This is a genomic window from Kitasatospora sp. P5_F3 (assembly GCF_054049135.1).
Window position 1 is genome coordinate 86144 of sequence record NZ_JBFUMY010000035.1, and the last position, 11087, is coordinate 97230.

Annotated in this window: 12 protein-coding genes; 7 read left to right on the plus strand and 5 right to left on the minus strand. The window is 72.5% G+C overall.

The window, feature by feature from the left end:
* The 3 genes from ACXJMZ_RS22055 to ACXJMZ_RS22065 all read right to left on the minus strand — a co-directional run bounded on the left by ACXJMZ_RS22055 (window position 1) and on the right by ACXJMZ_RS22065 (window position 2065).
* Window positions 1-957 carry a deoxyribonuclease IV gene (locus tag ACXJMZ_RS22055; RefSeq protein WP_457031785.1) on the minus strand — a complete coding sequence of 319 codons (957 nt, stop codon included), beginning with the start codon at window positions 955-957 and terminating at the stop codon, window positions 1-3.
* A 63-nt stretch (window positions 958-1020) separates the two neighbouring features.
* The gene (locus ACXJMZ_RS22060; RefSeq protein WP_457031786.1) at window positions 1021-1236 is read right to left on the minus strand and encodes a DUF397 domain-containing protein; all 216 of its coding nucleotides are present in this window, start codon (window positions 1234-1236) and stop codon (window positions 1021-1023) included.
* Window positions 1205-2065: a helix-turn-helix domain-containing protein gene (locus tag ACXJMZ_RS22065; protein WP_457031787.1), complete on the minus strand. Its 861-nt coding sequence runs from the start codon at window positions 2063-2065 to the stop codon at window positions 1205-1207. The genes ACXJMZ_RS22060 and ACXJMZ_RS22065 overlap by 32 nt, the downstream gene beginning before the upstream one ends.
* A gap of 181 nt (window positions 2066-2246) precedes the next feature.
* Between ACXJMZ_RS22065 and ACXJMZ_RS22070 the strand changes: the two genes are divergently transcribed.
* Complete coding sequence (locus ACXJMZ_RS22070) at window positions 2247-2441, plus strand: hypothetical protein (RefSeq protein ID WP_457031788.1); 195 nt, start codon at window positions 2247-2249, stop codon at window positions 2439-2441.
* A 64-nt stretch (window positions 2442-2505) separates the two neighbouring features.
* Window positions 2506-3618 carry an ABC transporter substrate-binding protein gene (locus ACXJMZ_RS22075; RefSeq protein WP_457031789.1) on the plus strand — a complete coding sequence of 371 codons (1113 nt, stop codon included), beginning with the start codon at window positions 2506-2508 and terminating at the stop codon, window positions 3616-3618.
* Window positions 3619-3650: 32 nt separating this feature from the next.
* On the opposite strand, the gene ACXJMZ_RS22080 is transcribed toward ACXJMZ_RS22075, so the two are convergent.
* The gene (locus ACXJMZ_RS22080; protein ID WP_457031790.1) at window positions 3651-4874 is read right to left on the minus strand and encodes an MFS transporter; all 1224 of its coding nucleotides are present in this window, start codon (window positions 4872-4874) and stop codon (window positions 3651-3653) included.
* Window positions 4875-4959: 85 nt separating this feature from the next.
* Here ACXJMZ_RS22080 and ACXJMZ_RS22085 point away from each other — a divergent pair, with 85 nt between their 5' ends.
* Window positions 4960-6138, plus strand: coding sequence for an ROK family transcriptional regulator (locus ACXJMZ_RS22085; protein ID WP_457031791.1), 1179 nt, complete (start codon window positions 4960-4962; stop codon window positions 6136-6138).
* A gap of 28 nt (window positions 6139-6166) precedes the next feature.
* Here the strand turns inward: ACXJMZ_RS22085 and ACXJMZ_RS22090 are convergent, their stop codons facing one another.
* Window positions 6167-6364: a hypothetical protein gene (locus ACXJMZ_RS22090; protein WP_457031792.1), complete on the minus strand. Its 198-nt coding sequence runs from the start codon at window positions 6362-6364 to the stop codon at window positions 6167-6169.
* Window positions 6365-6528: 164 nt separating this feature from the next.
* Here ACXJMZ_RS22090 and ACXJMZ_RS22095 point away from each other — a divergent pair, with 164 nt between their 5' ends.
* The 4 genes from ACXJMZ_RS22095 to ACXJMZ_RS22110 all read left to right on the plus strand — a co-directional run bounded on the left by ACXJMZ_RS22095 (window position 6529) and on the right by ACXJMZ_RS22110 (window position 11052).
* Window positions 6529-6945 (plus strand): TOBE domain-containing protein, encoded by a 417-nt coding sequence (locus ACXJMZ_RS22095; RefSeq protein WP_405020944.1) that lies wholly within the window; start codon window positions 6529-6531, stop codon window positions 6943-6945.
* Window positions 6946-6947: 2 nt separating this feature from the next.
* Window positions 6948-7670 carry a glycerophosphodiester phosphodiesterase gene (locus tag ACXJMZ_RS22100; RefSeq protein ID WP_457031793.1) on the plus strand — a complete coding sequence of 241 codons (723 nt, stop codon included), beginning with the start codon at window positions 6948-6950 and terminating at the stop codon, window positions 7668-7670.
* 64 nt (window positions 7671-7734) lie between these two features.
* Window positions 7735-8853, plus strand: a complete 1119-nt coding sequence (locus ACXJMZ_RS22105; RefSeq protein ID WP_457031794.1) for an AI-2E family transporter — start codon at window positions 7735-7737, stop codon at window positions 8851-8853.
* A 141-nt stretch (window positions 8854-8994) separates the two neighbouring features.
* Window positions 8995-11052, plus strand: coding sequence for a galactose-binding domain-containing protein (locus ACXJMZ_RS22110; protein ID WP_457031795.1), 2058 nt, complete (start codon window positions 8995-8997; stop codon window positions 11050-11052).
* The last annotated feature ends 35 nt before the right edge of the window (window positions 11053-11087 follow it).

The following is an 11087-nucleotide window of genomic DNA, read 5'->3' on the forward strand; positions in this document are numbered from 1 at the left end:
TCAGTGGTCTCGCCGCAGGTGGTCAGGAGTCCGGAGCTGCTTCAGCAGGGCGATGTCCGCCGCGTGGCGGGCGCCCTCGATGCGGGCCGGGTCGTGGCGGCCGTCGGGGGTCTCGATGATCAGGGGGACGCCGTCGGTGGCCGGGTGGGCGAGCAGGCGGGCGAAGGCGGGGGAGCCGATGTGGCCCGCGCCGATGTTGGCGTGGCGGTCCTTGCGGGCGCCGACCACGTCCATCGAGTCGTTGGCGTGGATCAGCCGGAGCCGGCCGGGGCCGACGGCGGCGAGCAGGGTGTCGAGGAGTTCGGTGACGCCCTCGGGGTCGGCCAGGTCGTGCCCGGCGGCGAAGGCGTGGCAGGTGTCGAGGCAGACGCCGACCCGGGGGTGGTGGTCGAGGGCGTCGAGGTAGGCGGCCAGGTCCTCCATCCGGGAGCAGAGCGAACTGCCCTGCCCGGCGGTGGGTTCCAGCAGCAGCCAGGGGGCGTCCTCGCCGAGCGCGTCCAGCTGGTCCAGCAGCGGTCGGACGTCCGCGCGGACCTGCGCCATCGCCTCGGCGTAGCGGGAGCCGCCGTCGGCGGCCCGGCCGACGGCCGAGCCGGTGTGCACCACCACGCCGAGCGCGCCGATCTCGTGCCCGCGCACCAGGGAGTGCCACAGCGATTCGGCGGAGCGCTCCCGGGTGGCGGTCGAGTCGGAGCCGAAGTTGATCAGGTAGGGCGCGTGGACGTACGCCGGGATGCCGGCGGTCGCGCAGGCTGCCCGGAACTCCGCGTCCCGGGCAGGTGTCCCGGCGGGGGTGGCCCAGCCGCGCGGGTTGGCGACGAAGACCTGGACGGCCTCCGCGCCGACCCGCTCCGCGTACGCCAGCCCGGTGCCGACCAGCCCGCGACCGGCCACCGGCACATGGGCGCCGACGGGGTTGCGGGTGGCGGGAACGGGCGGCTGAGCTGCGGTGTTCATGGCCACGAGGGTAGCGGGGGCACCGTCGTGGCCATCCGGCGGAGGTCGGACCCGCGGGGTCCGTCAGACCGGCTGGGTGGCGGCCCAGCTCGCGAACGCGGCCCAGGCGCGGACCGGGAACTCCAGGTGCGGGCCGGCCGGGTTCTTGGAGTCGCGGACCGGGACGACGCCGTGCGCGACGGCGAGATTCAGGGCCGGCTGGACGCAGTTGCCTCCGGAGGCCCCGCTGTAGCTGGACGACTGCCAGTCAGCCCGGTTCAGCTCGGTGCTCGTCAGCATGGTGTTGGTGCTCCTTCGCTACCTTTTCAACGAGGTTCAGCGACGCTTCCGGTGACAGGGCGTCAGCCCGTGTCAGGTCGTAGGAGAGCCTCAACTCTCGTACCGTGTCCGGGTGTTCGATCAGCACACCGGCGTGCGGCGCCTCGACGTACCCCGTGTCGGGGATCCCGTCTGCGAAGGACATTAGCGTCATGGACCCCTCCAGCAACGCGTGTGCACCCCTGGAGGTCTCCAGCACCTGGATCACAACCATCCGCGACCGGACGAGATCAACAAGGTGCCCCAACTGATCAGCCATCGTGCCGAATCCGCCCACCGGGCGACGAATGGCATTTTCCGCCAGAAGCCACCACAACAACGGACGTGTTGGACCACGGAGCAGCTCCTGGCGGCCCAGCCGGGCGGCCACCTTCTCCTCGATGGTCTCCGGCGGGGCCAGTGGCAGCCCGGCCTCGAAGACCGCCCGCATGTACCCCTCGGTCTGCCCGAGGCCGGGGATCAGCTCGCCCCCGTACTCCAGCATCTGGCAGGCCCGGGGCTCCAGTTCGGCGTACGACTTGAAGAAGCCGGGGAACTGGCCACGGGTGATGTGCGGCCAGAGCTTGGAGAAGATCCCGCCGGTCTCCAGCGCCCCGTCGAGCCGCTCGGCGAACTCCCGGGTGGGGGTACGGCGGCCGGTCTCTATCTGGCCGACCAGCGAACCGGTGTAGCCGAGCACCTCGCCCAGGTTCTCCTGGCTGAGCCGGGCCCGGGAGCGGTGCTCGCGCAGCTCGGAGCCGAACAGGGCCAGCATGGATTCGGACGGGTCGAGTTCGCGTGGGCTGGGCATCTGTCGGTGGTTCCCCCGGGTAGGCGGGCCCGGCCGGGAAGGGCGGCCGGATCTGTCGGCTCGACTGTTGGACCGTCAACTCTGTTCCCGGTCGCTCTCCGTGTCGATCCTGTTACAAGCTAGTCGATCGAGATCACGGTCGGCGGGACAACGAGGCAAAGCGCGACAGCGGAGGTCGGTCATGAGCGAGACGGCGGAGCGGATTCAGGAGCGGGTGCGGCAGGGGCGGACCTCGGCCGAGCGGCGGGGGTTCGACCGGGCCGAGTACGTCTCGGGCTCGGCTCTCTCCTTCGGCGAGTGCGGCTGCCCGATGCCGGACTGCCCGATCCGGGCCGGTGACGGCGAACGGCTGCGGCTGGACCGGGGGTTGCGGTAACCGGGACCGCCGCCGATGATCACCGGATGGACGCGCCCAGGCTCCACTCGGGAGACACCACCACATGAACACCGCACCATCGCCGGCCGGAGCAGAGCGGACCGACGGCTCGTCAGTCCGGATCGGCGCTATCGTTCCGCTGACGCGGCCCGGCTGGGTCGAGGCGGGCCGGCACCTGCTCGCCGGACTCGAGCTGGCCGTTCACGACGTCAACGACACCGGTGGGATCGGCGGCAGGCCGGTCGAGCTGCTGGTCAGGGACACCGCGGCTGATCCGGAGCGGGCCGCGGCGGCCGTGGACGAACTGGCCCGGCTGGGCGTGGTCGCCCTGGCGGGGGAGTACCACAGCGTGGTCGCCCGTGCCGCCGCCACCAGGGCGGACGCGCTCGGCCTGCCATACCTGTGCTCGTCGGCGGTGCTCGACGCGCTCACCGACCGGCCGACGGAATGGGTCGCCCGGCTCTCCCCACCGCAGTCGCGCGGCTGGCGGATCTACGCGGACTTCCTGCTCGGTGCGGGCCACCGTCGGATCGCCGTGGCAACCCAGCCGAGTGTCTACTGGGCAGCCGGGACGAGCATCCTGCGGGACCACCTCGGTGCACGCGGCGGCACCGTCATCGAACTCGAAATGCGCGAACTCACCCCCGAGGCCGTGTGCGACGCACTCGTCGAGGAGCGCGCGACCGCCCTCCTCCTGCTGGTCGGCCAGCCCGATCCGGCCGTGCCGATCGTCAGGGCCGTCCGCCGGGACCCGCGCCTCGCCGAGACCGTGATCGGTGCGCCGGCCGGGCAGCCGGAGTTCGCCGGGTGGGCGACCGCACTGGGCGCCGACGGCGCCGCGATCCCGTTCCTGCGCTACCTGCCCGAGCGCCTCACCCCGCTCGGCGCGCGCGTCGAGGCGGCCCTCGGTGAGCGACTGTCCGCAGCGCCGTCCTTCGTCGCCTTCGAGGGCTACGACACCGTCACCGTCCTCGCCGACGTCCTGCGCTCCCACGGCACGGACCGGGCGAGCACCGCCGCGGCCTGGCCACTCGTGGCGGTCGAAGGCACCCGTGGCACGATCCGGTTCTCCCGGCTGCCGGGCATCGGCGTCCGGCAGTGGGCGTCGACGCCGATCCAGGTCGTCGACCGCGATCCGGCGGAACCGGGGCGGTTCCGGATCCTGCACGCCGACTGAGGGCGCGGGGCTGGCTGCCCCGCGCCCTCCCGTCACGCCGCGTTCACGCTCCGGCGGTCGGGACCGGTGCTGGGATCGGCGCCGGGCTCGGTGCGGGGCTCGGTGCGCGGTGAGGCGCTCTGCCGGAGGGCACCTGCGCTGAGCACCAGGGCGGCGGTCAGCGCGGTGACCACGCCGAAGGAGACGGTGAGCGAGGTGGTCTGGGCGATCAGGCCGATCACGGCCGGGGCGATCAGGCCGGAGGTGTAGGTGATGGTGGCGACCCCCGCGATCGCCTGGCTCGGGTTGCCGCCGCTGCGCCCGGCGGCCGCGAAGGCGAGCGGGACGACCACGGCGATGCCGATACCGATCAGCGCGAACCCCGGGATGGCCAGGTAGGGCGAGTCGGAGCTGATCACCAGCAGGCCGCCCAGGGTGGCGACGCAGCCGCTGACCCGGACGGCGCGGACCGGGCCGAGCCGGCGGACCGCCAGGTCGCCCGCCAGCCGGGCCGCCGTCATGGTGGCGGCGAAGGCGGTGAAGCTGGCCGCCGCGATGCTGGGCGAGGCACCGGTGACGTCCCGCAGGTAGACCCCGCCCCAGTCCATGCTGGCGCCCTCGGCGAAGACCGCGCAGAAGCCGACCAGCCCGATCGCCAGCGCCGAGCGGGGCGGCAGGGCGAAGCGCGGCGGCGCGTCCTCGTCCTCGGCGGGGCGGACGTCGATCAGCCCGCCGCAGACCGAGACGCCGAGTGCGGTGAGCACCAGCGCGGTGACGGCCAACTGCACCCGGGCGTCGAACTGCTGATGCGCCGCCAGTACGCCGAAGCCGGAGGCGATCAGCCCGCCCGCGCTCCACATGCCGTGCAGACCGGACATGATCGAGCGGCCGAGCCGCCGCTCCACCTCGACGCCCTGGGCGTTCATCGCGACGTCGGCCATCCCGGCGGCGCCGCCGTACAGGAACAGGATGATCCACAGCGCCGCCAGGTTGGGGGCGAGCGCGGGCAGCGCAAGCGCCAGGCACCAGAGCGCCAGCAGCCCCCGGACGGCGGCCCGCGCGCCGTAGCGGTGGACCACCCGGCCGGCCAGCGGCATGGAGAGCGAGGCACCGATGGCCGGCGCGACCAGGGCCAGGCCGAGCTGACCCGGGCTCAGGTCCAGGTGGTCCTGGATCCAGGGGATCCGGGTGACGAAGGTGCCGGTGACCGCTCCGTGCACGGCGAAGACCAGAGCGATCCGCACTCTGGCCCGCCGGGCCTCCTGGTGACTGTCCATGACCTCGGGCTCCCCCTTCTGGATGACTGTCCGACAAACTATCAGGCAGGTACCCTGATAGATAGCTCTGGAAGGATGCCTCTCCATGACCATCGCGCGCACGGCCACACCGAGCACCGCCCGCGCCATCAACGATCGACTGGCGCTCGATCTGATGCTCGCCCACGGCCCGCTCACCGCACCCGGACTGCGGGACCTGACCGGCCTGTCCCGTCCCACCGTGGCGGACCTGCTGGAGCGGCTCCAGCGCGGCGGCCTGGTGGCGGTGGTCGGCGAGAGCGGCGAACAGCGGCGTGGCCCGAACGCCCGGCTGTACGCCCTGGTGGCCGACCGGGCGCACCTGGGGGCCATCGACGTCCGCTCCACCGGGGTGTCCCTGGTGATCGCCGACCTGACCGGCCGTACGCTGGCCACCGCCGAGATCCCGGCGGGCCCCGAGTACGGCGAGGATCTGGCCGAGCGCACCGTACGGACGCTGCTGAGCACCGCGGCGGAGGCCGGGGTCCGGCACCTGCACACCGTGGCGGTCGGCGCCCCCGGGGTGGTCGACCCGGCCACCGGCGTGCTGAACAACTCCGGCAAACTGCCGCGCTGGCACGCCGAGTTGCTGGACGCCCTGCGAGCCCAGCCGGAGACCGAGGTGATCCTGGAGAACGAGGTCAACCTGGCCGGGATCGCCGAGCACCGGATCGGCGCCGCGCAGGGCCGGGAGGACTTCGTGCTGCTCTGGCTCGGCCACGGCGTCGGTGCCTCGGTGGTGCTGAACGGCCGGCTGCGCCGGGGCGCCTCCGGTGGCACCGGGGAGATCGGCTTCCTGCCGGTGCCCGGTACCGAGGTGCTGCCGAGCGCGACCGGCTGCGACGGCGGTTTCCACTCGACGGTCTCCAGTGCGGCGATCTGTGCGCTGGCCCGGGAGCACGGCCTGGAGGTCCCGCCGGGCGGGCCGGTCGAGCAGGCCGAAGGGGTGCTGCGGTCCGCCCTGGAGAAGGGCGAGTCCGCCTTCCTGGCGGAGCTGGCGGAGCGGATCGCGATCGGGGTGTCCGCCGTCTGCGTGGTGATCGACCCCGGGTGTGTGGTGCTCGGCGGCGAGATCGGCCGGGCCGGCGGCGCCGCGCTGGCCGCGCTGGTGGAGCGGCGGCTGGCCGGTCTCTCACCGTTCCGGACCGAGGTGCGGGCCGGGTCGGCCGGGGGTGGCGCGGTGCTCGCGGGTGCGGTGCTGACGGCGGGTGACGCGGTGCGGCGGGACCTGTTCGGCGAGCCGTAGCCGTAGTAGTGGGCGTGGTGACGCCGGGTCAGCCGACGGAGGGCGGGCGCAGCGCCGGCATGCCGAGCGCCACGGCGGCCACCAGCCCGGCGATCAGGACCATGGTGATCAGCACCCCGCCGCAGACCGCCCGGGCCGAGCGACGCTCGCGCCGTGGCGGCGCGATGTTGCTCTGGTACCGGTCCGCCTCGGCGATGAACGAGAACGGGACGGGCTCGGGTGCCATGAACTGCTCCTCCTGGATCTGCGACGGGCTGATGGATTCCATCGTGCCCGATTCGTTCAGTTTAATGCCGAAAAATGGCTGACTGACCGTTAGCTGACCAGCCCCCCGATACGGCAGGATGGCGGCGACAGCAGCAGTGCACAGTCACAGCACGGGAGCAGCTCATGGGCCAGGCGGACCGGCCGGTCAATCCGTACCGAATCGGCGAGGCCGCCGCGATGCTGGGCGTCAGCGCCGACACCGTGCGCCGCTGGGTGGACGCCGGGCGGCTGGTCGCCGAGCGGGACGAGCACGGGCACCGGATCGTCGCCGGGGCCGAGCTGGCCGCCTTCGCGCGGGAGCTGGCCAAGCCGGAGAACGCCGAGGCGGAGGGCCGTCCCTCTTCGGCCAGGAACCGGTTCCCCGGGATCGTCACGAACGTGGTGCTCGGCGACGTCGCCGCCCAGGTGGAGATCCAGGCCGGACCGTTCCGGGTGGTCTCGCTGATCAGCCGGGAGTCGGCCGAGGAGCTGAACCTGGTGCCGGGGGCCCCGGCCACCGCCGTGATCAAGTCCACCAACGTCGTGGTCGAGCGGAGCTGACCATGGCTCAGCAGGTGCTCGCCGTCGCCCACCGGGGCGACCCGTACCGCCACCGGGAGAACACCCTGCCCTCGGTCGAGTCCGCGCTCGCCGCCGGGGCCGACGCCGTCGAGGTGGACGTCCAGCTGACCCGGGACGGCGTCCCGGTGCTGCTGCACGACCTCACCCTGGAGCGGCTCTGGGGCGACCCGCGCCGGGTCGGCCGGGTCACCCTGGCCGAGCTGGAGCAGGTCGGCGGGCCCGGCCTGCGGGTGCCGACGCTGGCCGAGGCGGTCAAGGCGGTGGCCGAACGGCCCGGCGCCCGCCTGCTGGTGGACCTGGACGACCCGGGCCCGGCCGCCGCCGCCCACGCCGTGGTGGCCGGGCTCGGCGCAGAGGAACTGGTCGGCTACTGCGGCCCGGTCGGGGCGATGCTGGCGGTCCGGGAGCTGGACCCGGCGGCCGAGCTGTCGCTCACCTGGAAGCTGCCCCGGCTGCCCGTCCCGGCCCTGCTGGCCGATGTCCGGCCGCGTTACCTCAACCCGCCGTTCGGCCTGGTGGACGCCGAGTACGTGGCCGAGGCCGCCGGGGCCGGACTGGCCGTCAGCACCTGGACGGCGGACCGGCGGCGGACCATGACCCGGCTGCTGCGGGCCGGGGTGGCCTCGGTGACCAGCAACCGGGTCGCGCTGCTGCGCCGGGTTCTGGACCGCAGCGACCGCACCGACCGTACCGACCGCGCCTAAACGGACATTTCATCAGATCCTGTGCTGAGATGGGATGATCAACAGCGCTAGCACAGGAGCAGGCATGTCAGCGGAGCCCGGGCAGGTGGAGCAGTCACCGGCGGTCCGCCCCGAGGACCGCCGGTCGGCGCAGCAGATGCTCCCCCCGGTGGTCCGGGCGACCGCCGCCTGGTCGCTCGCGGTGATCCTGTTCATCGGGGTGGCGACCCTGGTGGTGTACGCCATCGTCGCGCTGCGCGCCGCCACCATCCCGATGGTCCTCTCGCTGCTGGCCACCGCGCTGCTCTACCCGGTGATGCCCTGGCTGGTCCGGCACGGCGTCAAGCGGGGCCTGGCGGCCGCGCTGACCTGTGCGGTGCTGGTGCTGGTGGTCTTCGGGGTGCTGGCGATCCTGACCAACTCCCTGGTGCACAGCGCCCCGCAGATCGCGGCGGCGCTGCGGGACGCGGGCGACAAGCTGGCCGACTGGCTCGGCCCGATCGGGGAGAAGATCCAGTTCGCGCTCTCCCAGTCGGCGGGGAGCGGAAGTTCGTTGGTCACGTCGGTGGCCAACGGGGTGCTCTCCGGGCTCGGCCTGGCCACCCAGATGATCACCGGCGCGGTGCTGGCGCTGGCCCTGGCGTTCTTCTTCCTCCGGGACGGTCACCGCACGGCCGACCTGGTCCGCTCGGTCGTGCCGCAGCCGCAGGCCGAGACGGTGGTGGCCTGCGGGCAGCAGGCGTTCAAGGCGACGGCCGGCTTCATGCGCGGCACCACGCTGATCGCCCTGATCGACGCCACCTTCATCACCATCGGCCTGCTGATCCTCGGGGTGCCCGGGGCGCCGGGACTGGGCGCGCTGGTGTTCATGGGCGCGTACATCCCGTTCGTCGGGGCCTTCCTCTCCGGCACCGTCGCGGTGCTGGTCGCACTGGCCGACGGCGGTCTGGGCACCGCGCTCTGGACGCTGGGCGTCGTGCTCGCCGTGCAGATGATCGAGGGCAACGTCCTGCAGCCGGTGATCCAGAGCCGGACGGTCGAACTGCACCCGGCCACCATCATGTTCGCCGTGGTGGCGGGTGCCGGGGTGGCCGGCATCCTCGGCGCCCTGCTGGCCGTGCCGGTCTGCGCCGCAGGTCTCGGCATCGTGTCGGTGCTCCGGGGCACCGACGGCCGGCCCCACCGCGGCCGCGCCGAGGGGTAGGGGTTCCCATCTCGGGTGGTCTGCGCGCGAGTTGGCGGTGGTGACGAGTTATCAGGTCAGTTGTCCCGGACTGTTGACTCGGAGTCCAACAGCCGGGATTCTCGTCACACCGTGAACGCGGATCCCGACTGAGTGGTGATCATGACTAGACACGCGCACAGCAGGCACAGACTCCTGGCGGTTCTCTCGCTGCTCCTCGCCCTGGTGGCCATGGCGCTGGTCCCGATGCCCGGGGCGGCGGCCCAGACCGACTGGTGGACGCCGACCGCCCGTCCGACACCCGACTCCGGGATCAACGTGACGGGCGCGCCCTTCCAGGGGACGGACGCCAACGGCCAGGTCCGGGGATTCGTCGACGCGCACGACCACCTGATGTCCAACGAGGCGTTCGGCGGCCGGCTGATCTGCGGCAAGCCGTTCTCCCAACTCGGCGTCGCCGACGCGCTGAAGGACTGTCCCGAGCACTACCCCGACGGCTCACTGGCGGTGTTCGACTACATCACCAAGGGCGGCGACGGCCGGCACGACCCGGACGGCTGGCCGACCTTCAAGGACTGGCCCGCGCACGACTCGATGACCCACCAGCAGAACTACTACGCCTGGGTCGAGCGGGCCTGGCGCGGTGGCGAGCGGGTGCTGGTCAACGACCTGGTCACCAACGGCGTGATCTGCTCGGTGTACTTCTTCAAGGACCGCAGCTGCGACGAGATGACCTCGATCCGGCTGCAGGCGCAGAAGACGTACGAGATGCAGGCGTACATCGACACCATGTACGGCGGCCCGGGCAAGGGCTGGTTCCGGATCGTCACCGACACCGCGCAGGCCCGGCAGGTGATCCAGCAGGGCAAGTTGGCGGTGGTGCTCGGGGTCGAGACCTCCGAGCCGTTCGGCTGCAAGCAGATCCTGGACGTCGGGCAGTGCAGCAAGGCGGACATCGACCGGGGCCTGGACGAGCTGTACGGGCTCGGGGTGCGCAGCATGTTCCTCTGCCACAAGCTCGACAACGCGCTGTGCGGGGTCCGGTTCGACGAGGGCGCGCTCGGTACGGCGATCAACGTCGGCCAGTTCCTGTCCACCGGCACCTTCTGGCAGACCGAGAAGTGCGCAGGACCGCAGCACGACCACCCGATCGGCCTGGTCCCGGCACCGACCGCCCAGCAGGAGCTGCCGGCCGGAGTGGCCGTCCCCTCCTACGCGGGCGACGCGCAGTGCAACACCCGTGGCCTGACCGAGCTCGGTGAGTACGCGGTACGCGGCATGATGAAACGCAAGATGATGCTGGAGCTCGACCACATGAGCGTCAAGGCGGCCGGCCAGGCCTTCGACATCATGGAGTCCCAGTCCTACCCGGGCGCGCTCTCCTCGCACAGCTGGATGGACCTGGACTGGATCGAGCGGGTCTACAAGCTCGGCGGGTTCGTCGCCCAGTACATGAACGGCGCCGAGGCGTTCAGCGCGGAGGCCAAGCGGACCGACGCGCTGCGGGACAAGTACAACGTCGGCTACGGCTACGGCACCGACATGAACGGCGTCGGCGGCTGGCCGGGCCCGCGCGGGGCCAACACGGCCAACCCGGTGAAGTACCCGTTCCGCAGCGCCGACGGCGGCTCGGTGATCGACCGTCAGACGGCCGGTCAGCGCACCTGGGACATCAACACCGACGGCGCCGCGCACTACGGCCTGGTGCCGGACTGGATCGAGGACATCAGGCTGGTCGGCGGCCAGGGCGTGGTCGACGACCTGTTCAAGGGCGCCGAGTCCTACCTGCGCACCTGGGGCGCCGCCGAGCAGCACCGGGCCGGGGTGAACCTGGCCGCCGGCTCGGCAGCCTCGGCCGGCTCGGCCGAGTGGAACCCGTTCACCAGCTACGCGCCCGGCCGGGCCGTGGACGGTGACTCGGGCAGCCGCTGGGCCAGCGACTGGAGCGACGACCAGTGGCTGCAGATCGACCTGGGCTCCGAGCACCTGGTCAAGCGCGTCACGCTGGCCTGGGAGCGGGCGTACGGGAAGGCGTACCGGATCGAGGTCTCCACCGACGGCGCCACCTGGCAGTCCGTCTGGTCCACCACCACCGGTGACGGCGGTCTGGACACGGCGCAGTTCGCCGGGGTGCCGGCTCGATATGTGCGGGTGCACGGGGTACAGCGCGGCACGCAGTGGGGCTACTCGCTGTACGAGGTCGGCGTCTACAGCACCTGACAGCCGCCGTTGGTGCGGCCGGACCGGTACCCTCC